24 protein-coding genes are annotated in these 24,302 nt (G+C 68.6%); 12 read left to right on the top strand and 12 right to left on the bottom strand.

Annotated elements, in window-relative coordinates; genetic code table 11:
- The first annotated feature begins 4 nt into the window (after positions 1-4).
- Positions 5-412: a hypothetical protein gene (locus tag LZK98_RS11115; RefSeq protein WP_233782364.1), complete on the top strand. Its 408-nt coding sequence runs from the start codon at positions 5-7 to the stop codon at positions 410-412.
- A gap of 30 nt (positions 413-442) precedes the next feature.
- On the opposite strand, the gene LZK98_RS11120 is transcribed toward LZK98_RS11115, so the two are convergent.
- Positions 443-910, bottom strand: coding sequence for an NfeD family protein (locus LZK98_RS11120; protein ID WP_233782365.1), 468 nt, complete (start codon positions 908-910; stop codon positions 443-445).
- Positions 911-912: 2 nt separating this feature from the next.
- The gene (locus tag LZK98_RS11125) at positions 913-1,884 is read right to left on the bottom strand and encodes an SPFH domain-containing protein (protein WP_233782366.1); all 972 of its coding nucleotides are present in this window, start codon (positions 1,882-1,884) and stop codon (positions 913-915) included.
- 70 nt (positions 1,885-1,954) lie between these two features.
- Between LZK98_RS11125 and LZK98_RS11130 the strand changes: the two genes are divergently transcribed.
- The 4 genes from LZK98_RS11130 to LZK98_RS11145 all read left to right on the top strand — a co-directional run bounded on the left by LZK98_RS11130 (position 1,955) and on the right by LZK98_RS11145 (position 6,119).
- Entirely contained in the window at positions 1,955-2,764 is an 810-nt protein-coding gene (locus tag LZK98_RS11130; RefSeq protein WP_233782369.1) for an HpcH/HpaI aldolase/citrate lyase family protein, read from the top strand.
- 74 nt (positions 2,765-2,838) lie between these two features.
- Positions 2,839-4,296: an IMP dehydrogenase gene (guaB, locus tag LZK98_RS11135; RefSeq protein ID WP_233782373.1), complete on the top strand. Its 1,458-nt coding sequence runs from the start codon at positions 2,839-2,841 to the stop codon at positions 4,294-4,296.
- A gap of 120 nt (positions 4,297-4,416) precedes the next feature.
- Positions 4,417-5,577 (top strand): RsmB/NOP family class I SAM-dependent RNA methyltransferase, encoded by a 1,161-nt coding sequence (locus tag LZK98_RS11140; protein ID WP_233782377.1) that lies wholly within the window; start codon positions 4,417-4,419, stop codon positions 5,575-5,577.
- A 32-nt stretch (positions 5,578-5,609) separates the two neighbouring features.
- Positions 5,610-6,119 carry a tetratricopeptide repeat protein gene (locus LZK98_RS11145; RefSeq protein WP_233782378.1) on the top strand — a complete coding sequence of 170 codons (510 nt, stop codon included), beginning with the start codon at positions 5,610-5,612 and terminating at the stop codon, positions 6,117-6,119.
- A 45-nt stretch (positions 6,120-6,164) separates the two neighbouring features.
- Here the strand turns inward: LZK98_RS11145 and rsmA are convergent, their stop codons facing one another.
- The 4 genes from rsmA to LZK98_RS11165 are packed head-to-tail and all read right to left on the bottom strand — an operon-like array spanning position 6,165 to position 11,666.
- Positions 6,165-6,980, bottom strand: a complete 816-nt coding sequence (gene rsmA, locus LZK98_RS11150; protein WP_233782380.1) for a 16S rRNA (adenine(1518)-N(6)/adenine(1519)-N(6))-dimethyltransferase RsmA — start codon at positions 6,978-6,980, stop codon at positions 6,165-6,167.
- Positions 6,977-7,981, bottom strand: a complete 1,005-nt coding sequence (gene pdxA / locus LZK98_RS11155; protein ID WP_233782381.1) for a 4-hydroxythreonine-4-phosphate dehydrogenase PdxA — start codon at positions 7,979-7,981, stop codon at positions 6,977-6,979. The genes rsmA and pdxA overlap by 4 nt, the downstream gene beginning before the upstream one ends.
- 23 nt (positions 7,982-8,004) lie before the next feature.
- Positions 8,005-9,375 (bottom strand): peptidylprolyl isomerase, encoded by a 1,371-nt coding sequence (locus tag LZK98_RS11160; RefSeq protein WP_406693340.1) that lies wholly within the window; start codon positions 9,373-9,375, stop codon positions 8,005-8,007.
- A gap of 50 nt (positions 9,376-9,425) precedes the next feature.
- Positions 9,426-11,666: an LPS-assembly protein LptD gene (locus tag LZK98_RS11165; protein WP_233782385.1), complete on the bottom strand. Its 2,241-nt coding sequence runs from the start codon at positions 11,664-11,666 to the stop codon at positions 9,426-9,428.
- 165 nt (positions 11,667-11,831) lie between these two features.
- On the opposite strand from LZK98_RS11165, the gene LZK98_RS11170 reads away from it, so the two are divergent.
- The 3 genes from LZK98_RS11170 to ndk all read left to right on the top strand — a co-directional run bounded on the left by LZK98_RS11170 (position 11,832) and on the right by ndk (position 14,390).
- The gene (locus LZK98_RS11170) at positions 11,832-13,313 is read left to right on the top strand and encodes a leucyl aminopeptidase (protein ID WP_233782389.1); all 1,482 of its coding nucleotides are present in this window, start codon (positions 11,832-11,834) and stop codon (positions 13,311-13,313) included.
- Entirely contained in the window at positions 13,313-13,753 is a 441-nt protein-coding gene (locus LZK98_RS11175; RefSeq protein ID WP_233782391.1) for a DNA polymerase III subunit chi, read from the top strand. Before LZK98_RS11170 ends, LZK98_RS11175 begins: the two co-directional genes overlap by 1 nt.
- 214 nt (positions 13,754-13,967) lie before the next feature.
- Positions 13,968-14,390, top strand: a complete 423-nt coding sequence (ndk, locus tag LZK98_RS11180) for a nucleoside-diphosphate kinase (protein ID WP_233782393.1) — start codon at positions 13,968-13,970, stop codon at positions 14,388-14,390.
- Positions 14,391-14,479: 89 nt separating this feature from the next.
- Here the strand turns inward: ndk and LZK98_RS11185 are convergent, their stop codons facing one another.
- The 4 genes from LZK98_RS11185 to purM are packed head-to-tail and all read right to left on the bottom strand — an operon-like array spanning position 14,480 to position 17,121.
- On the bottom strand, positions 14,480-15,112 hold the full coding sequence (locus tag LZK98_RS11185; protein ID WP_233782394.1) for a hypothetical protein: 633 nt from the start codon (positions 15,110-15,112) through the stop codon (positions 14,480-14,482).
- Positions 15,109-15,486: an MmcQ/YjbR family DNA-binding protein gene (locus tag LZK98_RS11190; RefSeq protein WP_233782395.1), complete on the bottom strand. Its 378-nt coding sequence runs from the start codon at positions 15,484-15,486 to the stop codon at positions 15,109-15,111. The genes LZK98_RS11185 and LZK98_RS11190 overlap by 4 nt, the downstream gene beginning before the upstream one ends.
- The gene (gene purN, locus LZK98_RS11195) at positions 15,483-16,043 is read right to left on the bottom strand and encodes a phosphoribosylglycinamide formyltransferase (protein WP_233782397.1); all 561 of its coding nucleotides are present in this window, start codon (positions 16,041-16,043) and stop codon (positions 15,483-15,485) included. Before purN ends, LZK98_RS11190 begins: the two co-directional genes overlap by 4 nt.
- Entirely contained in the window at positions 16,036-17,121 is a 1,086-nt protein-coding gene (gene purM, locus LZK98_RS11200; protein ID WP_233782398.1) for a phosphoribosylformylglycinamidine cyclo-ligase, read from the bottom strand. The genes purN and purM overlap by 8 nt, the downstream gene beginning before the upstream one ends.
- A gap of 62 nt (positions 17,122-17,183) precedes the next feature.
- Here purM and LZK98_RS11205 point away from each other — a divergent pair, with 62 nt between their 5' ends.
- Genes LZK98_RS11205 through LZK98_RS11220 form a run of 4 tightly spaced genes read left to right on the top strand, consistent with a single transcriptional unit; the run spans position 17,184 to position 22,811 of the window.
- The gene (locus LZK98_RS11205; protein ID WP_233782400.1) at positions 17,184-18,470 is read left to right on the top strand and encodes a heavy-metal-associated domain-containing protein; all 1,287 of its coding nucleotides are present in this window, start codon (positions 17,184-17,186) and stop codon (positions 18,468-18,470) included.
- Positions 18,467-19,111, top strand: a complete 645-nt coding sequence (locus tag LZK98_RS11210) for a P-loop NTPase family protein (RefSeq protein ID WP_233782401.1) — start codon at positions 18,467-18,469, stop codon at positions 19,109-19,111. Before LZK98_RS11205 ends, LZK98_RS11210 begins: the two co-directional genes overlap by 4 nt.
- A complete protein-coding gene (locus LZK98_RS11215) occupies positions 19,108-21,300 on the top strand; it encodes an RNA degradosome polyphosphate kinase (protein ID WP_233782407.1) in 2,193 nt (730 codons plus the stop codon). The genes LZK98_RS11210 and LZK98_RS11215 overlap by 4 nt, the downstream gene beginning before the upstream one ends.
- A gap of 11 nt (positions 21,301-21,311) precedes the next feature.
- Positions 21,312-22,811: a Ppx/GppA phosphatase family protein gene (locus LZK98_RS11220; RefSeq protein WP_406694200.1), complete on the top strand. Its 1,500-nt coding sequence runs from the start codon at positions 21,312-21,314 to the stop codon at positions 22,809-22,811.
- A 7-nt stretch (positions 22,812-22,818) separates the two neighbouring features.
- Here LZK98_RS11220 and LZK98_RS11225 read toward each other — a convergent pair whose 3' ends face one another.
- Both LZK98_RS11225 and rnd read right to left on the bottom strand, forming a co-directional pair.
- Complete coding sequence (locus tag LZK98_RS11225) at positions 22,819-23,100, bottom strand: I78 family peptidase inhibitor (protein ID WP_233782409.1); 282 nt, start codon at positions 23,098-23,100, stop codon at positions 22,819-22,821.
- On the bottom strand, positions 23,100-24,275 hold the full coding sequence (rnd, locus tag LZK98_RS11230; RefSeq protein ID WP_233782410.1) for a ribonuclease D: 1,176 nt from the start codon (positions 24,273-24,275) through the stop codon (positions 23,100-23,102). The genes LZK98_RS11225 and rnd overlap by 1 nt, the downstream gene beginning before the upstream one ends.
- Between the last annotated feature and the right edge of the window lie 27 nt (positions 24,276-24,302).

A 24,302-nucleotide genomic window follows, 5' to 3' on the forward strand; every position in this document is an offset into this window, starting at 1 on the left:
TGCAATGGCAATGCTTGACGGACTGCTTTCCCAAATCAGCCAGCATGTCGATGTCGCCGATCTGGCGCAGAAGGTCGGCATTCCGCAGGACGCCGCGGCCGCCGCGATTGGCGCGCTCGCGCAGGCGCATACCGATCCGGGCGATACCGTCGAGGTCGCGCAGGGCACCACCGGACTGTCGCCGGACATCCTCAACCAGATCATCGGCCATATCGGCGGCGAGGGATCACTCGCCAATTATGCCACCATCCTGACGCAGAGCGGCGTGCTCGGCTCGCTGGCCGGCGGGCTCGGCGGACTCCTGGGCCAGCAGGGCGAGGGGGAGCAGGGTGCGGCGGCGCAAGCGCAGGAGCAGGGCGGGATCGGCAACATCCTGGGCCAGCTCGGCGGACTGCTTGGCAACAAGCAGTAGGACGGAAAAGGGGCGGGACGGCGACTGCCGCTATCCCGCCTTTCCTTCGATCGCGGGAACCGGCTCGACGCGCAATGACGTGCCGTCGGCGCCGGTGATGCGCACGCGCGTGCCGGTCGGCGCATCAGGGCCCCGCGCGGGCCATTCGCCATCGGCGACTCTCACCCGTCCGCGGCCATGCTCGATCGCCTCGGTCACGATCACCGTCTCGCCGATCAACCGCGCCATGCGGTCGTTGAGCAGCGGATCGGCCGTCTCGACCGGGTATTCGCGATAGAAGCGCCGCCCGAGCAGCACCGCCACCGATGCCCAGGCGGCGAAGCCGACGAGCTGCACTGCGACCGGCATGTCAGGAAAGATGATCGCGAGCACGCCCATGATCGCCGCGGCGGCGGCGAAGAAGATCAGGAACACGCCCGGCGCGACGATCTCCGCGATGCCGAGCACCACCGCCAGGATCAGCCACCAGGCGCCGAGATGGTCGAACCAGTCCGCCATGATCAGCCCTGCCGCTCCTCGAACGGGCCCTTGCGCGAGGAGGGCGGGGTGGGGGGCCTGGCGGGAAGTTGGCCCAGCGCGTCCTTGGCGAGTTCGCCGATGCCGCCGAGCGTGCCGATCAGCTGGGTCGCCTCGACCGGGAACAAGATGGTCTTGGCATTGGGCGACGTTGCGAACTGGCTGACCGCCTCGACATATTTCTGCGCGATGAAATAGTTGAGCGACTGGCTGCTTCCCGCCTCGATCGCCTCGGACACGAGCTGGGTAGCCTTGGCCTCGGCCTCGGCAGCGCGCTCGCGGGCTTCGGCGTCGCGGAACGCGGCCTCGCGGCGGCCCTCCGCCTCGAGGATCTGCGACTGCTTCTGGCCCTCGGCGCGCAGGATTTCGGCAGCGCGTGCGCCCTCGGCGTCGAGGATGTTGGCGCGCTTCTCGCGCTCGGCCTTCATCTGCCGGCCCATCGCGTTGACGATATCGGCGGGTGGGCGGATGTCCTTGATTTCAACGCGGGTGATCTTGACGCCCCACGGCGTCGTCGCGTGATCGACCACCGAGAGCAGCCGAGCGTTGATCTCGTCGCGCTTCGACAGCGTCTCGTCGAGGTCCATCGACCCCATCACCGTGCGCAGGTTGGTGGTGGTGAGCTGGAGCAGCGCGACATAGAGGTCCGACACCTCATAAGCGGCCTTGGCGGCGTCGAGCACCTGGAAAAACACGACGCCGTCGGTCGAGATCATCGCATTGTCCTTGGTGATGATCTCCTGCCCCGGGATGTCGATCACCTGCTCCATCATGTTCACGCGGCGGCCGACGCGGTAGAAGAAGGCGGGGAAGAAGTTGAACCCCGGCGGCGCGACGCTGGTGAAGCGGCCGAAATGCTCGATCGTGTATTGATAGCCTTGCCGGACGATCTTGATGCTCGCTGCGAGGTAGAAGACGACCAGCGCCAGGATGAAGGCGGCGGCGGTGAGTTCCATGCGATCGCTCCCCCATGCCGCCGGCGACTCCCGCTGGCGGCGTCGCTCCAGCGGTAGCATAAGCGCCGGCATGAGCACATCCCGACGCCTCGCGCCGCGCACTGCGCTGTTCCTGCCCGCCTCCAATCCGCGCGCGATCGCGAAGGCGCGCGGGCTCGCCGCCGACATGGTGATCCTCGACCTCGAGGACGCGGTGAAGGCGGAGGACAAGGCGGCCGCACGCATGGCCGCCGTTACCGCGGTGGCCGAGGGTTTCGGCCCCCGTCTCACGGCTATTCGGGTGAACGGAGGCGAGACGGCCGAGCATGAGGACGATCTCGCGGCGGTGGCAGGATCGCTCGCCGATTTCGTGGTGGCGCCCAAAGTGGAGACGGCGGAGGACGCCGCCCGGATCGCCGCCGCCGCAGCCAAGCCGCTGCTGGCGATGACCGAGACGCCGCTCGGCGTGCTCGCCGCCGCCGAGATCGCGGCGGTGCCTGGCGTGGCGGGGCTGATCGCCGGGGTCAACGACCTGCGCGCCGCGCTCGGCATTCCGAGCGGGCGGGCGGGGCTTGCACTGGCGCTCCAGACCATCGTCCTCGCCGCGCGGGCGAGCGCCGGCTGGGCGATCGACGGCGTGTTCAACGCGCTCGACGACCCTGAGGGGCTCGCCGCCGAATGCCGAGAGGGGAGGGCAATGGGCTTCGACGGCAAGAGCCTGATCCACCCTAACCAGATCGCAACCGCGGTCGAGGCGTTCGGTCCCACCGCCGAGGAGCTGGCCGACGCTCGTGCACTGATCGAAGCGGCCACCGGCGGAGCCGAACGCTTCCGCGACCGGATGATCGAGGCGATGCATGTCGAACAGGCGCGGGCGCTGATCGAGCGGGCGGAGCGCTGACCCACCCCTAGCGCTTCCGGGTGGCTGCGTTTACATGGGCCGCCAACCTTCGATTCGACAGGATTTGGCGCCCTATGGACATCCCCCTCGGTCTCACCTTCGACGATGTCCTGCTGCTGCCCGCCGAATCCGAGGTGCTGCCGAGCCAGGCGGACCCGCGCACCCGCGTCAGCCGCAACCTGAGCCTCAACATTCCGGTCCTGTCCTCGGCGATGGACACGGTGACCGAAGGCGCGATGGCGATCGTGATGGCGCAGCTGGGCGGTATCGGCGTGCTCCACCGCAACCTCTCGATCGAGGACCAGGTCGCCGCCGTGACCGCGGTCAAGCGGTTCGAGAGCGGCATGGTGGTCAATCCGATCACGATCCGTCCCGACGCGCCGCTCAGCGAAGCGCAGGCGATCATGGAGCGCCACAGGATCAGCGGCATCCCGGTGACCGAACCCGGCGGGAAGCTGGTCGGCATCCTCACCAACCGCGACGTGCGCTTTGCCGGCGACGGGAACCAGCCGGTGCGCGAGCTGATGACGCGCGACAACCTTGCGACGGTGCGCGAGGGCGTCAGTCAGGACGAGGCGCGTCGCCTGCTCCACCAGCGCCGCATCGAGAAGCTGCTGGTGGTCGACGACGACTATCGCTGTATCGGCCTGATCACCGTCAAGGACATCGAGAAGGCGGTGCTCTATCCCGAGGCGACCAAGGACGATGCCGGCCGCCTGTGCGTCGCTGCGGCGACGACGGTCGGAGACAAGGGTTTCGAGCGCACGGAGGCGCTGATCGACGCCGAGGTCGACCTGATCGTGATCGACACAGCGCACGGCCACAACCGCGACGTCGCGCGCGCGGTCGAGCGGGTGAAGGCGCGCTCGAACCGGGTGCAGGTGGTGGCAGGCAACGTTGCCACCGCCGAGGCGACGCGCGCGCTGATCGACGCGGGCGCGGACGGGGTGAAGGTCGGCATCGGCCCGGGCTCGATCTGCACGACGCGCGTGGTCGCGGGCGTGGGTGTGCCGCAGCTCACGGCGGTGATGAGCGCCGCCGAGGAAGCGGCCAAGTCGGACGTTCCGGTGATCGCCGACGGCGGCATCCGCACCTCGGGCGACATCGCCAAGGCGCTGGCGGCGGGCGCGTCCAGCGTGATGATCGGATCGCTGCTCGCCGGCACCGAGGAGGCGCCGGGTGAGACCTTCCTCTATCAGGGTCGCGCCTATAAATCGTACCGCGGCATGGGTTCGGTCGGTGCGATGGCGCGCGGATCGGCCGACCGTTATTTCCAGCAGGACATCAAGGACCAGCTCAAGCTCGTGCCCGAGGGTATCGAGGGCCAAGTCCCGTTCAAAGGCCCGGCACGTGATGTCATCCACCAGCTCGTCGGCGGCGTGAAGGCGGCGATGGGCTACACGGGCTCACGGACCATTGCTGAGCTGCAACAGCGGGCGAAGTTCGTCCGCATCACCAACGCCGGCCTGCGCGAGAGCCACGTCCACGATGTCACCATCACGCGCGAGGCGCCCAATTATCCGACGCGCTGAGGCATCCGTAAGCCCCTCCCCTTCAGGGGAGGGGTTGGGGGTGGGGCAGTGCGGCAAGCCGGGTCGCCTGCGGATAAGCCCCACCCCAACCCCTCCCCTGAAGGGGAGGGGCTTTTCGGCATGACTCCCGCCGCGCGCACCCAGGCGGCGATCGAGCTGCTCGACCTCATCATCGCCGCCGCGCGCGACGCGGGGGCGGCGGCGGACGTGCTGATTGCGCGCTATTTCGCCGAGCGGCGCTATGCCGGCTCGAAGGATCGGCGCGCGGTGCGGACACTCGTCTACAATGCGATCCGCCTCTGCGGCGAACGGCCGGAGAGCGGGCGGGCGGCGATGCTGCTGCTGGCTGACCGCGATCCGGAGGTGGCTGCAACCTTCGATGGAACCAGGCACGGCCCGCCGACCATTACGCCCGGCGAGCCGCTAGCGGAGGCCGGCATCGCACCGGCTTGGCTACGCGATGCGCTGGAAGCATCGGATATTGCCGAGGAAGAGCAAGCCGCGCAGGTCGGGCGGGCGCCGCTCGACGTGCGGATCAATCGCCTGCGGCCCGCTGGCGACCTTCCCGACGGTGAAGCCATTGCCGGGCTGCCCGATGGGCTCCGGCTGCCTGCGGGTACGAACATGGACGATTTCGCCGGCAGGATCGAGGTCCAGGATGCCGGTAGTCAGTTCGTCACGCTGGCCATGAACGCCCAGCCCGGCATGACCGTGGTGGACCTTTGCGCAGGCGGCGGGGGCAAGACGCTGGCGCTCGCTTCGGCAATGGGAAACGAGGGGCGGATCGTTGCCTGCGACGTCGATCGCGCGCGCCTCTCCAAGCTGCCGCCGCGGGCGGAGAGGGCCGGCGTGACCATCGCGGAGATCCGCCTGCTCGATCCAGGACGGGAGGTTGCGATACTTGCCGATCTCGTCGATGGCGCCGATGTGGTACTGGTGGATGCGCCCTGCTCGGGCACGGGCACGTGGCGGCGCAACCCGGAGGCGCGCTGGCGGCTGTCTCCGGCCCGGCTCGAGCGGTTCGCCACAACGCAGGCGCATGTGCTCGATATCGGTGCGGCGCTGGTGCGGCCGGGCGGCGCGCTAACCTATGTCGTCTGCTCGCTGCTCGACGCAGAAGGTGCAGGCCAAGTCGACGCCTTCCTCGCTCGCCATCCCGGTTGGACCGCAGAACCGCCGTCACTTCCGGCCGGCCGGCAGCACGGCGCCGGTCTCCGACTCACCCCGCACCACGATGGAACCGACGGCTTTTTTGTCGCGCGGCTGATTCGCCCGTGCTAGCCTTTCGGCAAATGCCCCTCTGGGAGTCCGTCATGCGTTACACCTCGGTTGCGGCCGCGCTGGGCCTCACCCTGCTCACTGTCTCGACTGCGCTGCATGGCCAGCGGCCCGACGATCAGATCGATCCGCGCTCGGTGGCGCTGCTCGAAAAGGGCAAGGCGGCGCGTGCGGCGGGCAACCTGCAGGGCGCGACCGACCTGATCGAGACCGCGCTCGCGGTCGATCCGCGCAACCGCCAGGGCTTCATCGTTCTCGCCGAGATCGCGCGGGCGCAGAAGCTCGACGGCAAGGCGATCCGCCTCTACCGCGAGGCGTTGCTGCTCGAGCCCAACGATGTCGCGGCGCTGCGTGGCCAGGGTGAGGCGCTGGTCGCCCGGGGCGCGGTCGAGCGGGCGAAGGAGAACCTCGCCAAGATCCGCAAGCTGTGCGCCAAGAGCGCTTGCCCGGATGCGACGACGCTGGCCGCCTCGATCGCCAAGGGCCCGCCCGTGACGGCAGCGCAGGCGACGCCGGTCAAGCCGGACGCGGTCGCGAAGAACTGACGCCCCATTCCGTCATCCCGGCTTCCGCAGGGATGACGAACGGAGTCAGCTCAGCGCACGGGCCAGTGAAACGAACTCGTCGACGCTGACCGTCTCGGCTCGCCGCGTCGGATCGATGCCGAGCCTTTCCAGCGCTTCCAACGCCCCCGGCACGCCGCGCAGGCTCTGGCGGAGCATCTTGCGCCGCTGGCCGAAGGCGGCGCCGGTGAGCGCTTCCAGCTTGCCGAGCGCAACTGCCTCCGGTGCCTCGCGTGGCACGATATGGACGACCGCCGACATCACCTTAGGTGGCGGCGTGAAGGCGGAGCGATGGACCGGCATCGCGATCCGCGCGGCCGAGCGCCACTGGGCAAGCACAGCGAGCCGGCCGTAGGCGTCGTCGCCGGCCTTGGCGACGATGCGGTCGGCGACCTCCTTCTGGAACATCAGCGTCAAGCTCTGCCACCACGGCAGCCAGTCGGCCGACAACCAATCGACCAGTAGCGCGGTGCCGACATTGTAGGGCAGGTTGGCGACGATGTGGGGTTTGTCCGTGAATAGCGTAGGCGCGTCGATCTCCAGCGCGTCGCCTTCGATCACCTCAAGCTTGCCGGGATAGGCTTCGGAAAGCTCGGCGAGTGCCGGGATGCAGCGGCGGTCGCGTTCGATGGCCGTCACGCGCGCGCCCGCGGCGAGCAGCGCCCGGGTGAGGCCGCCCGGACCGGGACCGATCTCCAGCACCTCCTGTCCATCGAGGTCGCCCGGCACCGCGGCGATGCGCGCGAGGAGCTGACCGTCGAACAGGAAATTCTGTCCGAGCGCCTTGCTGGCGCTGAGGCCGTAGCGCGCCACGACCTCGCGAAGGGGAGGGAGGTCGCTCAAGCCGGCTGGTGCTGGGCGGCGCGGCGGGCGGCGGCCTCGGCGGCGAGGGCGATCGCGGCGATCATCGCGCCCGGCTCGGCGACGTCCTGGCCGGCGATGCCGAACGCGGTGCCATGATCGGGCGAGGTGCGCACGATCGGCAGGCCCAGCGTCATGTTGACGCCCTCGTCGAAATGCAGCGCCTTCAGCGGGATCAGCGCCTGGTCGTGATAGCAGCAGATCGCCGCGTCATAGCCGGCGCGCGCGCGGGCATGGAACATGCTGTCGGCGGCGAACGGGCCGACCGCGTCGATCCCTTCCTCGACCAGCCGTGCGATCGCGGGCTCGATCAGCTCGATCTCCTCGCGGCCGATCGCGCCGCTTTCGCCCGCGTGCGGATTGAAACCGGCGAAGGCGAGGCGGGGGCGTTCGATCCCGAAATTGCGGGTGAGGCCGCGCGCGGTCGCCTGCGCCTTGGCGACGATCAGCTCGATCGAGAGATGGTCCGCCACCTCAGCGAGCGGGATGTGGGTGGTGATCGGCACAACGCGCAGCGTCGGTCCGGCGAGCATCATCACCGCATTCTGCTTGGCGATGCCGCAGCGTTCGGCGACGAATTCGGTCTGGCCGGGATGGGTGAAGCCGATGCGATAGAGCTGCGCCTTGGAGACCGGCCCCGTCACCAGTCCGCTCGCCGCGCCGGAACGGGTGAGGCCGACCGCCAGCTCCAGCGATTCGAGCGCGCATCGGGCGTCCTCGACATCTGGCTGCCCCGGCGTGATCTCGCCGGCGTCGGCGACCGAGATCACGGGAAGGGCTTCGGCGAACACCCGGGCGGCGTCGGCAGGCGAATCGATCCGCTGCAGCGGTCCCGACCACACCGCCTCGATCGCGCGCGCGTCACCGACGGCAAAGAAGGGGGGCAGCCGATGCAGCTCGCGCGCAGCCCAGGCTTTGGCGATGATCTCCGGCCCGACGCCGGCTGGATCGCCCATTGAGACGGCGAGCGGAGCGACGTGCATCGGGGGCTCCGCGTTCATCGCCGTCACCGATACTCGACGACGGCGTCGCGCCTCAGGTCGCGCAGCATGCGCTGGGCGCGCAGGTTGACGCGTTGCTCCTCGAGCTGCGCCTGAACCTGCTCGGGGTCGGGCATGGCGGCGGTCTGCGGATCGTCGCGGCCGCACAGTACCAGCGTGCGCACGCCTTCCTGCGGCGAGCCGAACGCTGGCGTGGCCTGGCCGACCTGAAGCTTCAGCATGATATCCTGGAGCTGCGGCGGAAGCTGGCGGATCGTGACCGAATCATTGTCGACCACCTCGGCGCCGATGTCGGTCGCCACCTTGGAAACGTCGCCGCAACCGCGAATCCCCTGGATGGCGGTGGCGAAGGCGGAGGTGCGCTGGGTCGCCTGCGCCTCGGTCGTACCGGGCGGGAACTTGATCGACAGCTGACGCAGACTCAGCCGCGCATCGCGGGGGTCGGGCATGCCGATCTTCCGCTTGTCAACGAGGTAGAGGATCGAAAAGCCGCCCGGCACCTCGACCGGCCCGGCGATCTGGCCGATCTCGAGCTGAGTAGCGGCCGCTTGCAGCGAATCCGGCAGCGTCCCGAGCCGGATCCAGCCGAGATCGCCCTGCTTGGCGCGCGTGGAGGCCTCCGAGAAATTGGCCGCGAAATACTCGAACGGCGCACCCTGGCGCATCTGCTGGATCATCTTCTGCCCGTTGGCGAAGACCTCCTGCTGCCGCTCGGGCGTGGTGGAGAGGTAGATTTCCTTGAGATGATATTCCTCGACGCCCTGCGAGGCCTTGAGGCGGTCGATGATCGACTTCACCTCCTCGTCGCCGACGTTGATGAACGGCGCGACGCGGCTGCGCAGCAGGCGGTTCCAGGCAAGCTCGCCCTCGATCTGGCGTCGGAGCGAGCGGTCCGACGATCCGACCGACTTGAGGAAGGCCGAGAATTCGGTCGGGCTCTTCTGGAAATTGCGCGCGACGCGGGAAAAGCTCTGATCGATCTCGGCCGGCGTGACGGTGATCTCGCGCGTCTTGGCCTCCTGGATCTGGAGCGTCTCGTCGATGAGGCCGCGCAGCACCTGGAGCTTCAGCCGGTCGAGTTCCTCAGGGTTCGGCTTGTACTGGTTGAGCGCCAGGATCATCGCCACGCGCTGATCGACGTCGGTGCCGGTGATCACCGTATCGTTGACAATCGCGGTCGGCTTGCGGACGTTCGGGTCCACCTTGCCGAAGATCTGGAGGTTCGACGGCAGGTCGAGCCCGGTGCTCGGCGTCTCCTGAGTGTCGTCCGGCACCGTCTGCGCCGCAAGCGCCCCCGCCACGGCGAGGGTCGCGGCGATCGCCGCCGTCTTCAGAACAATGCTCTTCACCAACTGCTGCTTTCCCGTAAGTCCCATAGGCGCACGTCGCGATGCTGCCTAAAATCAGATTGAGGCTGAACCGAGGCTTAGCGGCCCAGGTTCTTGAACGATAGGGTCAACAGATAGCTGTTGCCGCGGCGCGCGTCGCCGGTGTTCTGATAATCGCGCTTCCAGGTCAGGCCAAGTTTGAGACAATCGTCCTCATAGGCGAAGCCGAGCCGGTGGCGAACCGGCTGGAAACCGTCGGAGAGAGATGTCGGGTCCTCGGCCTTGTCGGTCAGGTCGATCGTCGCCGAACCGAACACCGACCAGAATTTCTGGAACTGCACCCGGCCGCCGACCCGCGCTTCCTCGCGATCCTGCAGGTCCTCGAGCGTGTCGATGTTGCGGTTGAGACGCAGGTAACCGAGCAGCACATAGGTCTTGCGGCTGCCGATCGTCGCGTCGATCTCGTTGCGGCGCACCGCGAAACTGTCCTTGTCGAGACGGTAGCGGTGGGTGAAGCTGATGAAATCGCGATAGCGGATCGTCGTGCGGCCGACGATGTCGGAGAAACGGTCGGACAGGCCGGTGCCGTCGGGCAGGATCGAGGGCCGCTGGCTCAGGCGGTAGCTCTGGCCGACATTGGCCTCCAGCGCGAAGCCGGGGAGGTCGAGGGCGTAGTCGAGCCCATAGGTGAAGCGCGTCGAATCCTCGAACCGGTCGTAGCCGGGGAAGCGGTTCAGTGCGAACAGGTTCGAATCCTCGAGGTCGACCGCGCGGGCATCCTCGTTGGGGATCGAGAGGTTGGCGAGCTTGGGCGCGACCACCATCTGGATGCGCGGCGCGATCCGCTGGGTGCCCCCGAACGCGCTTCCGATGAACGGCCATTGCACGTCGATTGCCAGCGCGCCGATCGCGCGGGTCGAGAAACCCTCGTCGCCGCGGTAGCTCGCCACCGCGGTCGAAAGCACGTCGCGCGTGTTGTAGACATCGCCGCGGGCATAGGCGGTGAAGGTCACCTGTTGACCCCAGTCGGTCACGCGTCTCAGGTCCCAGCGCATCGAGGCGAAGGCGCGCTGGGTGTCCTGCCCCTCGCTGCGAGTGAGCGCCAGGCTGTTGAGCTGGAGCTCGAAGCGGCCGCCGATCAGGCCGTCGTCGAAGCGGCGGCGATAGTCGATCTCCGGCAGCGCGACCGGCTGCATTCCCTGGTCGCCGGTCAGCCGCAGCGTCTGCACCGACCAGCCGGTGATCGCGAAATAGCTGTCCGCATCGATCCGCTCGAGCCGCACGGTGCTGCGCAGCCGATCCTCGCGTGAGATGTCGTAACGGCGGAGGAAAGTGCGGTCGGTGGCGCGCCGGATCGATTCGCTGATGCTCCACTCAGGCGAGAGCTGATAACGGCCAGCGCTGTCGATATAGCCGCGGAAGGCATTCTCGCTGCTGAGCGTCGTGTTGCCCGTGGTGAGATCATCGCTGCGCCGGCTGTAGGTGGCATAGCCGCCGATGCGGAAGGCGCCGAGCGAATCGAGCTGGCGATATTCGGCCTGCATCAGCGGCAGCGCATCGCTGAAGATGTGCGGCGTGATCGTGAGATCACGGCTGTCGCTGAAGTTGAAATAATAGGGGATCGCGATCTCGAGCCCGTTCACCCGATCGAGCCGGATGTCGGGCGTCAGGAAGCCGTCGTCGCTCTTGCCGCCGATCGGATGCGAGAAGGTCGGCAGCGGTATCACCGGCAGGCCGAACATCGAGAGCTTGGCGCCCTTATATTTGATGCGGCCGAGCGCGGGGTCATAGACGACGCGCACCGCGCTGATCTTCCACGTCGGCTCCTTGGGGCAGCCGTTGGAGGCGGTGACGTCGCAGGGGCTGTAGGCGGCCTGATCGACGGTGATGACGCCGTTATCGCTGCGCACGCCGTGGCGGGCGGCGATGCGGCCGCCCTGGTCGAGCACGACGAGCATGTTCTCGATCACGCCGTCCTTCAGCGTGTCGGTCAGCTCGATATGGTCACCGTAGGCGATGTCGCCTTCGGGATTGGTCGCGGCGATGTTGCCGGTGGCGACGACCTGGCCGGACTTGCGGTTCCACACCACCTTGTCCGCGCGCAGCCGGTTGCCCTCGCGGTAGAGGCGGACGTCGCCGGTGGCCGTCACCGTGTCGGTATTGTTGTCGTATTCGAGCGTGTCGGCGCTGAACTGGATCTGCTCGGGATCGGTCGACGCCGGCGTCTCGGGTGGAGGCGCCGGCTGCGTGGCGCGATCCTGCAGCTCCTGCGCGGCCGCGGGCAAGGCGAGAAGCGACAGGCCGAAAGCGCCGGACAACAACAGGGCGGTTCGCTTCACGTGACGGGGCGTCTCCACAACGGCCGGCAAACGGCCGGCGGCCGGCCCTATCGCAGGCCGTGGGCCATCGCAACGTCGGTCCGGCTTGCCCTCTTGGCGCATCGGCCTAAGAGAGCACAAGCTTTCCCCGCCGTATATGGCTCCAGCTGCTCAATGGGACCTCAAATGAAGATTCGCCTGCTCAATTCGCTGCCCGTCGACGTTTCGGTACTGGCGCTGCCGGTCGCCAAGGACGGGCTGGGGCAGGCGAAGCTCGACATGCTCGACGAGGCAGCCCGCCGGTTAGTGACCGAAGCGGCGGGCGCGGCGCGCTTCGACGGCGAGGCGGGAGCGATCGGCGAGTTCTTCGTGCCCGACACCGGCGGCGGCGTCCGCCGTGTCGCCCTGATCGGCATCGGCGCCGGCAACGAGCCCGACTGGGAGAAGGCGGGCGGCGCGCTCACCGCGCGGTTCCTGGTCGGCGGCGTCACTCGGGTCGCGGTCGATTTCGCCAGCCTCGAATCGGCGCCGAGCGCCAAGGCCGCGGCTCGTTTCGCGGCGGCGGCGGCGCAGCGCGGGTGGCGTCACGACGTCTATCGCACCAAACTTTCCGACAAGCAGCGCCCGACGCTGACCGAGGTCGCGCTGGTCCACGCACCCGACGGCACCGATGCCGCCTGGACCGCGCAGGATGCCGTGACCGAGGGCCTCGCCCTGACCCGCGCGCTGGTCACCGAGCCGGCCAACATCGTCTATCCCGAAAGCTTCGTCGCCCGCGTGCTCGCCTCGATCGAGGGGCTGGGGCTGGAGATCAGCGTGCTCGGCGAGGCCGAGATGACCGAGCTTGGCATGGGCGCGCTGCTCGGCGTCAGCCAGGGATCGGTGCGCGAGGCGCGGGTGCTGGCGCTCAAGTGGAGCGGCGCCGGCGCGGGCGATCCGGCGCTGGCGCTAGTTGGCAAGGGCGTGACCTTCGACACCGGCGGTATCTCGCTGAAGCCTGGCGCCGGCATGGAGGACATGAAGTGGGACATGGGCGGCGCGGGCGCCGTCGTCGGTACGATGAAGGCGCTGGCGCTGCGCAAGGCCGAGGCCAACGTCATCGGCGTGTGCGGCCTGGTCGAGAACATGCCCGACGGCAATGCCCAGCGTCCGGGCGACGTCGTCACCTCGATGTCGGGCCAGACGATCGAGGTGATCAACACCGACGCCGAGGGGCGGCTGGTGTTGTGCGACGTGATCACCTGGGTGCAGAAGGTGCACAAGCCCAAGACGATCGTCGACCTCGCCACGCTGACCGGCGCGATGATCATCAGCCTGGGCAACGAGCATGCCGGGCTGTTCGCCAATGACGATGCGCTGGCCGACCAGCTGCTCGCCGCAGGCAAGGCGAGCGGCGACCTGTTGTGGCGCTTCCCGCTGGGCGAGGCGTACAACAAGCTGATCGACAGCCCGATCGCCGACATGAAGAACGTCGGCCCGCGCGGCGCCGGGTCGATCACCGCGGCGCAGTTCATCCAGCGCTTCGTCGACGATGGCGTCAAATGGGCGCATCTCGACATCGCCGGCATGGTGTGGGCGGACAAGGCCGGCACCACCTTCGACAAGGGCGCGACCGGCTTCGGCGTCCGGCTGCTCGACCGGTTCGTGCGCGACAATTTCGAGGGCTGATGCAGGTCGATTTCTACCATCTGACCGCCGCGCCGCTGGAGCGGGTGCTCCCGCGCATCGCCGAGCGAGTGGTGGAGGGCGGTGGGCGGTTGCTGATCGTGGCAGACGGCGAGGCGCAGCGCGCCGGGCTCGACCGGCTGCTGTGGACCTACGCGCCAGAGAGCTTCCTGCCCCATGCTCAGGCCGGGAGCGGGGATGACGGTGCGCAGCCGATCCTGATCGCGGGCAGCCTGGAAGCCGGCAACGGCGCGCGCAACGTCGCGCTGGCGGACGGGGTGTGGCGCGAGGAGGCGCTCAGCTTCGACCGCGCCTTCCATTTCTTCGATGCCGACAGCGTCGCGGCGGCGCGGCTGGCGTGGAAGGAGCTTGCCGGCCGCGAAGGGGTTGAGCGGCGCTACTGGAAGCAGGACGAGAACGGCCGCTGGCAGCAGGCGGCGTGAGGCTACTCACCCGTTCGTGCTGAGCTTGTCGGAGCGCGGTCCTTCTTCTCTGCCCACAGGCCAGCGGTACGAAGAATGAACGGCCCTTCGACAAGCTCAGGGCGAATGGGTTAGGGGGGAAGCAAACCGGGGCTAACGGTTGCATTCGCCCCATCGCCCGACTAGGGGCGACGCCAGTTTTCCACCATCACCAGACAACAGGAGCCGCACGGCCATGGCCGCGACCCGGACGTTCTCGATCATCAAGCCCGATGCCACCCGCCGCAACCTGACTGGCGCGGTCACCAAGATGCTGGAGGAGGCAGGCCTGCGCGTCGTCGCGTCCAAGCGTCTGCGCCTGACCAAGGAGCAAGCCGAGGGCTTCTACGCGGTCCACAAGGAGCGGCCGTTCTTCAACGATCTCGTCGCCTTCATGACCTCCGGCCCGGTGGTGGTGCAGGTGCTCGAGGGCGAGAACGCCGTGCAGCGCAACCGCGACATCATGGGTGCGACCAACCCGGCGAACGCCGAGCCCGGCACGATCCGCAAGGAGCTTGCCGAGTCGATCGAGGCGAACTCGGTCCATGGTTCGGATTCGGACGAGAATGCGGCGATCGAGATCGCGTTCTTCTTCAAGCCGGAAGAGATCGTCGGCTGATCTGTCGTCAGCCAGCTCCCGGCGAAAGCCGGGATCTCGTGCCGTATCGCGCCTTCCGCCTGAGATCCCGGCTTTCGCCGGGATGACGGCTAGTTTTTCCTGAGTCCTGCCAATCGTCTCGCCTCGATCGCCCAGAGCTGATCGAGGCGAGCGGTGGCGTCGCCGGCCGCGACATGCTGGCGCAGCAGCACGCCCTTCAGCTTGAGGCCGCGGCCGCCGAAGGTCCGCCCTTCGGTCTCGAACACGACATCATAGATCGCCCGGTCGACGCTCTGGCCGTTATCGCCGCTCACCGTGGCCGCGATCAACACCGGCAGGCGTCCCTGCACCCGATCGGGGCCGCCGTCGGTCGCATCCAGCAGCGGCTTGTGGACCCATCCGGCTTCGATCCGCGGCTCCAGCACCGCGGTCTGTACCGGCACGCCCAGCGCGCGCGGGAAGCTCACGTCGATGCTGGCGACGCCCGGATGCGCGGGATCGGCGAGCGTCAGGTCGTCGCCGTCCGGCTTGCCGACGAAGGTGACGGTGGTGGCCTTGCGCGCCTCCTCCGCCTTTTCCGCCTGGCGTTCCGCCGTGGTCTCGCGCTTCTCCGACCAGCTCAGATACAGCGATCCGGCGGCGATCAGAACGCCGGCGACTGCCACGCCCTCGCCAATGGTGATCCAGCGGCGGCGGATCGCGCGGTCCTCGGCCTTTTCGGCCGCGGTCTTGGTCTCGTTCATCGTCCGCCCGCCTCCAGCAGCCGGCGCGGCGCCACCAGCTCCCAGCTGATCGCGACGCGGTCGCCGATCCGGTCCCAGTCGGTGTCGGGCCGCCCGACCCGCATCGCCACCCAGCCCGAGGGGCCGAGATAGGGCGGGGTATAGTAGAAATCGGGAGCAGCCTCGATCAGCATCGCCTGCTCGTCGCGGCCGGTGGTCTTGACCATCACCGCGGTCTCGCCGTCGTTGTGGTGATTGTGCCAGATATAGGCGAAGAACTTGCCGCCGATGATGTGGAAGCCGGGCGAGCCGTGCGACAGCCGCTCGGCGGTCTCGGGCAGCGCCAGCGCGATCGCGCGGAGGCGCTCCAGGTCGGCGGGATAGTCGGGGCTCATCGCATCACGAACTCGGCCAGCACCTTGGGGTAGAGCCGATGTTCTTCCCTCAGCACGCGTTCCGCAAGCGATTCCGGCGTGTCGCCCGGCAGGATCGGCACGCGCGCCTGGCCCAGCACCTCGCCGCCGTCGAGTTCCTCGGTGACGATATGGACCGAGCAGCCGGCCTCCGCGTCCCCGGCGGCGATGGCGCGGGCGTGGGTGTCGAGCCCCTTGTAGAGCGGCAGCAGCGAGGGGTGGATGTTGACGATCCGGCCGCGCCAGCGTGCGACGAAATCATCCGACAACAGGCGCATGTAGCCGGCGAGCGCGATCGCTTCGACGCCGGCGGACCGGAGTGCGGCATCGATCGCGGCCTCGCGCTCGGCCTTGCCCTTTGGGGTGGCGAACGTGGCGATGCCCTGCGCGTGCGCCCAGGCGAGGCCCGGCGCGTCCGCCTTGTCGGAGGCGACCAGCGCGACCTCATAGGGGCAGGTGGGATCGCGGGACGCCTCGGCCAGCGCCTGCATGTTCGATCCGCGCCCGGAGATGAGGACGCCGACCTTGCGTCTAGCCATGGTGAGTCGCGGACCAGTCGGCGCGGGCGCTCCAGGTGCCGGCGGAGCCGCGGACGGTGCAGCCGCGCTCGCCCGCCTCGACCGCACCGATGGGGAAGACGGTTTCGCCGGCGGCTTCGAGCGCTGCCCGGATCGAATCGGCCTCGGTCGGCGCCACCACTACCGCCATGCCGATGCCGCAGTTGAAGGTGCGTGCCATCTCCTCGGGCTCGATCGCGCCCTGCGCCTGGAGGAAGGCCATCAGCCGGGGCTGCTCCCAGGCATCGGCGTCGATGCGGGCATGGCAGCCGGCGGGGAGCACGCGCGGGATGTTCTCGAGCAGGCCGCCGCCGGTGATGTGGGCGAGGCCGTGGATGCGCTTCTCGCGCAGGTGCGGGAGCAGGCTGGCGACGTAGATGCGCGTCGGCGCCATCAGGGCGTCGATCAGGCGGACGTCGTGGTCGAACAAGGCAGGGCGGTCGAGCTTCCAACCCTTGTCCGCGGCAAGCCGGCGCACCAGCGAGAAGCCGTTGGAATGGACGCCCGAGGAGGCGAGGCCGAGGATCACGTCACCGGCCACGACCTTGTCGCCGGTCAGCAGCGCGTCGCGCTCGACCGCGCCGACGCAGAAGCCGGCGAGGTCATAGTCGCCGTCGGCGTACATGCCCGGCATCTCCGCGGTCTCGCCGCCGATCAGCGCGCAGCCGGCCTGGCGGCAGCCCTCGGCAATCCCGGCGATCACCCGCTCGGCAACGGCGGCGTCGAGCTTTCCGCTGGCGTAATAGTCGAGGAAGAACAGGGGCTCGGCACCCTGCACGATCAGGTCGTTGGCGCACATCGCGACCAGGTCGACGCCGACGCCGTCGTGTGCGTCATGCTCGATCGCGAGCTTGAGCTTGGTGCCGACTCCATCGTTGGCGGCGACCAGCAGCGGATCCTTGAAGCCGGCTGCCTTCGGATCGAATACGCCGCCGAATCCGCCCAGCTCGGCGTCGGCGCCGGGGCGGCGGGTGGCCTTGGCCAGCGGGGCGATCGCCCGCACCAGCGCGTTTCCGGCGGCGATCGAAACGCCGGCATCGGCATAGGTATAGCTCGTCATATCGTGCGCCCTATCGACAAGCCGCTTGGATTTCCACGCCCGCTTCGCCAAAAGGGCGGCGCATGGCAGCGCGTATCCCTTCCCTTCGCACGTCCGGACTGATCCTTGCGATGGCGCTGCTGGCGGGCGGCGCAGCGCTTTATGCGCAGATCGAGGGTGGAGACCGGGGTGCAGCGCCGGTCGACAGCTCGGGAGATTTCGAGGTCGGCGGCATCAGCGTCGACGTCGCCGCCAAGGACGCCGACACCGCGCGAATCAACGGCTGGCGCCTCGCCCAGCGCAAAGGCTGGACGCTGCTGTCGCAGCGGCTGACCGGCCGGCCGAGCCAGCTCGCCGACGGCACGCTCGATTCGATCGTGACCGGCGTGGTCATCGAGAACGAACAGATCGGCCCGACCCGCTACATCGCCAAGCTCGGCGTGCTGTTCAACCGTGCGCGGGCCGGCGAGATTCTGGGCGTCGCGACCCAGTTCACCCGGTCGGCGCCGATGCTGGTGATTCCGGTGATGTGGTCGGGCGGCGCTGGCCAGGTATTCGAGCGCGCGACGCCGTGGCAGCAGGCATGGGCGCGCTATCGCACCGGCAACAGTCTGATCGATTACGTGCGTCCGGTCGGCACCGGCGCCGATCCGCTGCTGCTCAACGTCGGCCAGACCGAACGGCGCGGGCGCGGCTGGTGGCGGACGATCCTCAACCAGTACGGCGCCAATGACGTACTGATGCCGGAGGTCCGACTCAACCGCCTGTGGCCGAACGGGCCGATCCAGGCGGCGTTCTTCGCCTATCACGGGCCCGATCGGCAGCTGCTGACCAGCTTCACGCTGCGCGTCGAGAACAGCGATGGCCTGCCGGCGCTGCTCGATGAGGGCGTGGCGCGGCTTGACCGCGCCTATCAGGATGCCCTCCAGGGCGGGTTGTTGCGTACCGACGCGCTGCTGTCGCCGCCGCCGACGCCCGAAGCGACGCCGACCGTCGAGCCGGCGATGCCGATCGAGGACCTGCCGGTCGCGTCCGCCACCGACGCCAGTGGCGGCACCGCGGTCGCGATCCAGTTCGACACGCCGTCGGCCGCCTCCGTCACCTCCGGCGAAGCGGCGATCCGCAGCGTGCCGGGCGTCAGCTCCGCGACGACGATCAGCCTGGCGCTCGGCGGTGTCTCGGTGATGCGCGTGACCTATAGCGGCGACGTCGCCGTGCTCCGGACCTCGCTCGAGAGCCGCGGCTGGAGCGTGCAGGGATCGGGCGCGACGCTGCGCATCCGCCGGGGCGCGGCGGCGCCCGCGTCGCCGACTTCCACGCCTGCGCCCACCCCGACGCCTACCGCAACCTCAAGTCCTCGCGGCGGATGACGCCGGACCAGTTCGACCTCCCGCTCCCCAAGCCCGCGGTCAACCGCGAGGACGAGTTTCTGGTCAGCGAATCGAACGCACGCGCGGTCCATGCGATCGAGCATTGGGGTACCTGGCCGGTGATGGCGGCGCTGCTGGTCGGCCCGCGCAAGTCGGGCCGCAGCCTGCTCGCACGCATGTTCGTCGCCAAGACCGGCGGCACGATGATCGACGATGCCGAGCGGGTTAGCGAGACCGAGATCTTCCACGCCTGGAACCGTGCCCAGGCCGAGCGCCGGCCGCTGCTGATCGTCGCCGACGCGGCGCCGCCCGAATGGGCGGTGCGGTTGCCCGATCTCAGGTCGCGACTCGCGGCCAGTCCGGTGCTGCGGCTCGGGCCGCCCGACGATGATCTGATGCCGGAGTTGCTCCGTTATCTGTTCGATCGCCGCGAGCTCGACGCGCGGCCGGACCTGATCGCCTGGCTGGTGAGACGCGTCGAGCGCAGCCACCTCGCCGTCCTGCGCGTTGTCGACCGCATCGAGGAAACGGCCGATCATCGACGTACGCGAAAATTATCGATTCCGATGGTACGTGCCGCCTTGTCTGAGGCCGGACTTGTGCCAGAGAAGGCCGCCTCGCAGCCGACGGAGCTTCTGTGACTCACGCCGCCGCCACCATTCACGAGATCGAGGACAGTCTTGCCGGCGACGGCAGCCGGTACTTCAACCGCGAGCTGTCCTGGCTCGCCTTCAACCGCCGCGTGCTCGAGGAGGCGACCAATCCGGCACATCCGCTGCTGGAGCGGCTGCGCTTCCTGTCGATCTCGGGCTCGAACCTCGACGAGTTCTTCATGGTTCGCGTCGCCGGCCTCAAGGGCCAGCAGCTCCAGAACGTCGAGCAGCGCTCGCCCGACGGCCTCACCCCTGGCCAGCAGCTCGCCGCGATCGTTGCCGAGGCGGATGCGCTGGTCGACAGCCAGCAGGCGGTGTGGCGTGACCTACAGCGCGAGCTCGAAGAGGCCGGCATCGACGTGCTCGATGCCGAGGAGATCGACGGCAAGACCGGCGAATGGCTGGAGGCGCATTTCCGCGAGCAGGTGTTCCCGATCCTGACTCCGCAGGCGCTCGATCCGGCACACCCGTTCCCGTTCATCCCCAACAAGGGGTCGAGCGTGGTGTTCGACCTTGTCCGCCTGTCGGACGGCGAACCGATCCGCGAGCTGGTGCTGCTGCCGGCGAGCACGCCGCGCTTCGTGCGCCTGCCCGGCGAGCGGGCCTGCTACGTGACTGTAGAAACACTGCTCAAGCGTTTCTCTGATCAACTTTTTCCAGGCTATGAAGTCAAAGGCGCCGCGTCATTCCGCATCCTGCGCGACAGCGACATCGAGCTGGAGGAGGAGGCCGAGGACCTCGTCCTCTACTTCCGTAGCGCCATCAAGCGCCGCCGCCGTGGCCGCGTGATCCGGCTCGAGATGGAGACGGGAGTCAGCGCGGAGCTGGAAAGCGTGCTCAAGGACGAGCTCGGCGGCAGCGACGCGATCCTGACCGAAACCGGTGGCTTCCTGGGCATCGGCGATCTCGCGATGCTGGTCGACGAGGACCGGCCCGAACTCAAGTTTCCGCCGTTCAGCCCGCGCTTCCCTGAGCGCATCCGCGAATATGGCGGCGACTGCTTCGCGGCGATCAAGGCCAAGGATATTGTCGTCCACCACCCGTACGAGACCTTCGACGTGGTGCTGTCCTTCCTGCGCCAGGCGGCGTCGGACCCGGACGTGGTGGCGATCAAGCAGACGCTCTACCGGGCCGGCAAGCAGTCCGCTGTCATCAACGCGCTGATCGCGGCGGCCGAGGCGGGCAAGTCGGTAACGGCCGTGGTCGAGCTGAAGGCGCGCTTCGACGAGGAGCAGAACCTGCTCTGGGCCTCGGCGCTGGAGCGAGCCGGCGTGCAGGTCGTCTACGGCTTCATCGATTGGAAGACGCACGCCAAGATCTCGATGGTCGTGCGGAGGGAAGGCGGGGGCTTCCGGACCTACTGCCACTTCGGCACCGGCAACTATCATCCGATCACCGCGCGAATCTACACGGATCTCAGCTTCTTCACCGCCGATGCTCGCATCGGACGCGATGCTGCTGCAATCTTCAACTACGTCACCGGTTACGTCGAGCCGACGCATCTGGAGTTGCTCGCCAACTCGCCGCGCGACCTGCGCAACCGGCTGGTGGAGCTGATCGACGGCGAGATCGCCAATGCCCATGTCGGCAAGCCCGCCGCGATCTGGGCGAAGATGAACTCGGTGGTCGATCCCGCGGTGATCGAGAAGCTCTACGAAGCGTCGAATGCCGGGGTCGAGATCGACCTGGTGGTGCGTGGCATCTGCTGCCTCAAGCCGGGCGTGCCAGGCATGTCCGAGAACATCCGCGTCAAGTCGGTGGTCGGCCGCTTCCTCGAGCACAGCCGCATCTGGGCGTTTGGCAACGGCAAGGCGCTGCCGAACGATGGGGCGAAGCTGTTCATTTCCTCTGCGGACTGGATGCCGCGCAACTTCGACCGCCGGGTCGAGTTCATGCTGCCGATCCTCAACCCGACGGTGCACGACCAGATCCTCGACCAGGTGATGGTCGCCAACCTGATCGACAACGAGCAGAGCTGGGAGCTCCAGCCCGATGGCCGCTATATCCGCGTCCATCATGGTCACAGCCGGCCGTTCAACCTCCACCGCTATTTCATGACCAATCCCTCGCTTTCGGGCCGTGGCGCGGCGCTCGATTCGGATGCCGTGCCCAAATTGTCGCTGCGCCGCCGCCGGACGCACCCCGAGCGCGCGCCGGAGCCGGTGGCCGGCGCCTGATGGCGACGCTGATGTTCCGCCGCGGCCGCGCGGAGAGGGAGGCGGTCGCATCCCGGGCCGTGCGAACTGGAATCATCGACATCGGTTCGAACTCGATCCGTCTCGTCGTCTACGAGGGGCCGCAGCGGCTGCCGGCCGTGCTGTTCAACGAGAAGGTGATGGCGGGCCTCGGCCGCTCGCTGTCGGAGACCGGCACCATCGACGCGGAGGCACTCGCCGCTGCCCGCCTCGCGCTCAAGCGCTTCGCCTGGCTGGCGCGCGAGATGGAGGTGACGGAGCTGCGCACCGTCGCGACCGCTGCGGTCCGCGATGCCTCCAACGGCCCCGATCTGGTCGAGGAGGCGGAGGCGCTTGGGCTCACCGTCGAATTGCTGTCGGGGGAGGAGGAAGCCTTCGCCTCGGGCATGGGAGTGCTCTCGGCCTTTCCCGATGCGGACGGCATCGTCGGCGACCTTGGCGGCGGCAGCCTGGAGCTGGTCCGCGTGGTGGCGGGGGCGATTACCGATCGCGTGTCCTTCCCGCTCGGCGTGCTGCGGCTGTCGGCGATCCGCGCCAAGGGTAAGGGCGCGCTGGAACGTCGTGTCGAGAAGCTGGTGCGCGAAGCGGGGTGGAAGGGCAGGGGCAAGGACCTGCCGCTCTACCTCGTCGGCGGTTCGTGGCGGGCGCTGACCCGACTCGACATGCACTTGACCGGCTATTCGCTGCCGGTGATCCACGGCTATACGATGACCGTCGAGGAGATCGCCCGGCTCACTCGCACCTTGAGCCACATCGAGAAGGGCAAGCTCAAGGCGATCACCAATCTGTCCAGCGCGCGCATACCGACGCTGGGCGACGCCGCCGCGTTGCTGGCGACGCTGCTCCGCCAGCTCGGCTCTGCAACCACCGTCGCTTCGGCGTTCGGACTACGTGAGGGCCTATTGTTCGCGCGCCTGCCGCAATCGGTACGGCGCGAGGATCCGCTGATCGCCGCGGCGCGCGACGAGGGACGGCGGCTGGGCCGGTTCGCCGAGCATGGCGACCTGCTCGACGCCTGGATCGCGCCGCTGTTTGCGGACGAGGATGCCGAGCTCGCCCGGCTGCGCCATATGGCCTGCCTGCTCGCCGACGTCGGTTGGCGGGCGAACCCGGAATTCCGCGCCGAGCGCGGTGTCGAGGTGGCGCTGCATGGCAACTGGGTCGCGATCGACGCGCGCGGGCGGGCGATGGTGGCGCAGGCGCTATTCACCTGCCTCGGCGGCGGCACCGAATCGCCCGATCCGATCGGCCGCCTCGCGCCGCACGACGAGCTGGCGCTGGCGGTGCGTTGGGGCCTGGCGATGCGGCTCGGCCAGCGGCTGTCGGGCGGCGTCGCCGCGCCGCTGGAGCGTACCCGGCTGGCGCTGTCGGACGACGCCGTCCGCTTGCTCATCCGCGAGCGAGACGGTGGCGTCTACGGCGAAGCGGTCGAGCGCCGACACAAGGCGCTCGCCGCGGCGTTCGACCGGCCCGAGCTGCTGGTGGTCGAATAGGCTCGGGTCAGCCGCAGCGCAGCGACCTGATCACGCCCCGCTGATCGATGTCGACGGTTAGCCGGTCCTGGCGGAAGTCCATCGTCACCGCCTGGCCCGGCCGCACGACGCGCACCGTCGCCGCGCCGCTGCGCTGGCGCAACCGCGACTGGACCCGCGGAGTCATCTGTCGTCCGACGAAGTTCTGAACCGCGCCGCCCCGGCACTCCTGCGGGCGGACCGGCCCCGGCATATGCTCCATGCACCCCGACGCCAGCAGCGCGACCGCAACCATTCCCACCTTGCGCATCATGCCTCCTCCTCCGTTCGCGTCATCTTGAGCTTCCCGTTTCGGACGGTGAAGCCGAGCCGGCCCTCGACCAGATCGAGCGCGTCATGCCCGAACTGGTCATAGCGCCATCCTTCGAGGATGGGGAGCTTGTCACGCTGGCCGGCCGCGAGCGCCTCGAGGTCGTCGGTGCGGGCGAGCAGGCGGGCGGCGACGTTGATGTCGCGGGCGCGGATCTTGAGCAGCAGCTTGAGGAGATCGGCGACCAATGCGCCTTCCTTGCCCAGCGCCGGCCCGCGCTCGTCGCGCGGCGGCAGCTCGGCGGCGCTCATCGGCTCGGCGGCGGCGATGGCGTCCATCAGGCGGCCGCCGATGTCGTTGGTCGCCCAGGAGCCCGAGAGCCCGCGCACCTTAGCGAGATCGGCCTGCTTCTTCGGCGGGTTGGAGGCGAGGTCGGCGATCGTCTCATCCTTGGCGATGCGGCCGCGGGGCAGGTTCTTGCCCTGTGCCTCGAGCTCGCGCCAGCGCGCGATCGCCTTCAGCCGCCCCAGCACCTCGGCCTTGCGGCTGGAGATGCGGACGCGCTGCCAGGCCTTGTCGGGGTCGTTGCGGTAGTTCTCGGGGTCGGCGAGCCGCTCCATCTCCTCGTCGAGCCAGCCGCCGCGGCCGGTCTTCCTCAGCCGTTCCAGCATCTTGGGGAAGATGCGCGAGAGATGGGTCACGTCGGCGATGGCATAGTCGATCTGCCGCGTGTCGAGCGGGCGGCGGCTCCAGTCGGTAAAGCGCGCGCCCTTGTCGATGGTGATGCCGAGGTAGCTGTCGACGAGGTTCGAATAGCCGATCTGCTCGCCTTGCCCCAGCGCCATCGCCGCGATCTGGGTGTCGAACAGCGGATGCGGGGTTTTGCCGGTGAGGTTGTAGACGATCTCCAGGTCCTGTCCGCCGGCATGGAAGACCTTGAGCACATCCTCGTTGTCGACCAGCAGGTCGAGCAGGGGCTTGAGGTCGAGGCCAGGCGCCTTGGGATCGATCGCGGCGGCTTCCTCGGTGTCGGCGATCTGGATGAGGCAGAGTTCGGGCCAATAGCTGTTCTCGCGCATGAACTCGGTGTCGACCGTGATGAACGGCTTTTGCGCGAGGCGGGTGCAGAGATTGGCGAGGGTAGCCGAGTCGGTAATCAGGCCGTGAATGTGCATCGCCGGCCCATAGACCCTCCGCGCGGG

This window comes from Sphingomonas cannabina (assembly GCF_021391395.1).
In the GTDB taxonomy this organism is placed as follows: Bacteria; Pseudomonadota; Alphaproteobacteria; order Sphingomonadales; family Sphingomonadaceae; genus Sphingomonas; species Sphingomonas cannabina.

Excerpts from the sequence above, each read along its gene's own strand:
- LZK98_RS11170 (WP_233782389.1), top strand. The coding sequence starts at position 11,832 with ATGAAGATTCGCCTGCTCAATTCGCTGCCCGTCGACGTTTCGGTACTG.
- rnd (WP_233782410.1), bottom strand. The coding sequence starts at position 24,275 with ATGCACATTCACGGCCTGATTACCGACTCGGCTACCCTCGCCAATCTC.
- LZK98_RS11190 (WP_233782395.1), bottom strand. The coding sequence starts at position 15,486 with ATGAGCCCCGACTATCCCGCCGACCTGGAGCGCCTCCGCGCGATCGCG.
- ndk (WP_233782393.1), top strand. The coding sequence starts at position 13,968 with ATGGCCGCGACCCGGACGTTCTCGATCATCAAGCCCGATGCCACCCGC.
- LZK98_RS11220 (WP_406694200.1), top strand. The coding sequence starts at position 21,312 with ATGTTCCGCCGCGGCCGCGCGGAGAGGGAGGCGGTCGCATCCCGGGCC.
- LZK98_RS11205 (WP_233782400.1), top strand. The coding sequence starts at position 17,184 with ATGGCAGCGCGTATCCCTTCCCTTCGCACGTCCGGACTGATCCTTGCG.
- LZK98_RS11160 (WP_406693340.1), bottom strand. The coding sequence starts at position 9,375 with ATGGGACTTACGGGAAAGCAGCAGTTGGTGAAGAGCATTGTTCTGAAG.
- LZK98_RS11225 (WP_233782409.1), bottom strand. The coding sequence starts at position 23,100 with ATGCGCAAGGTGGGAATGGTTGCGGTCGCGCTGCTGGCGTCGGGGTGC.
- pdxA (WP_233782381.1), bottom strand. The coding sequence starts at position 7,981 with ATGCACGTCGCTCCGCTCGCCGTCTCAATGGGCGATCCAGCCGGCGTC.
- LZK98_RS11115 (WP_233782364.1), top strand. The coding sequence starts at position 5 with ATGGCAATGCTTGACGGACTGCTTTCCCAAATCAGCCAGCATGTCGAT.
- LZK98_RS11130 (WP_233782369.1), top strand. The coding sequence starts at position 1,955 with ATGAGCACATCCCGACGCCTCGCGCCGCGCACTGCGCTGTTCCTGCCC.
- purN (WP_233782397.1), bottom strand. The coding sequence starts at position 16,043 with ATGGCTAGACGCAAGGTCGGCGTCCTCATCTCCGGGCGCGGATCGAAC.
- purM (WP_233782398.1), bottom strand. The coding sequence starts at position 17,121 with ATGACGAGCTATACCTATGCCGATGCCGGCGTTTCGATCGCCGCCGGA.
- LZK98_RS11175 (WP_233782391.1), top strand. The coding sequence starts at position 13,313 with ATGCAGGTCGATTTCTACCATCTGACCGCCGCGCCGCTGGAGCGGGTG.
- LZK98_RS11140 (WP_233782377.1), top strand. The coding sequence starts at position 4,417 with ATGACTCCCGCCGCGCGCACCCAGGCGGCGATCGAGCTGCTCGACCTC.
- guaB (WP_233782373.1), top strand. The coding sequence starts at position 2,839 with ATGGACATCCCCCTCGGTCTCACCTTCGACGATGTCCTGCTGCTGCCC.
- LZK98_RS11185 (WP_233782394.1), bottom strand. The coding sequence starts at position 15,112 with ATGAACGAGACCAAGACCGCGGCCGAAAAGGCCGAGGACCGCGCGATC.
- LZK98_RS11145 (WP_233782378.1), top strand. The coding sequence starts at position 5,610 with ATGCGTTACACCTCGGTTGCGGCCGCGCTGGGCCTCACCCTGCTCACT.
- LZK98_RS11210 (WP_233782401.1), top strand. The coding sequence starts at position 18,467 with ATGACGCCGGACCAGTTCGACCTCCCGCTCCCCAAGCCCGCGGTCAAC.
- LZK98_RS11125 (WP_233782366.1), bottom strand. The coding sequence starts at position 1,884 with ATGGAACTCACCGCCGCCGCCTTCATCCTGGCGCTGGTCGTCTTCTAC.
- LZK98_RS11120 (WP_233782365.1), bottom strand. The coding sequence starts at position 910 with ATGGCGGACTGGTTCGACCATCTCGGCGCCTGGTGGCTGATCCTGGCG.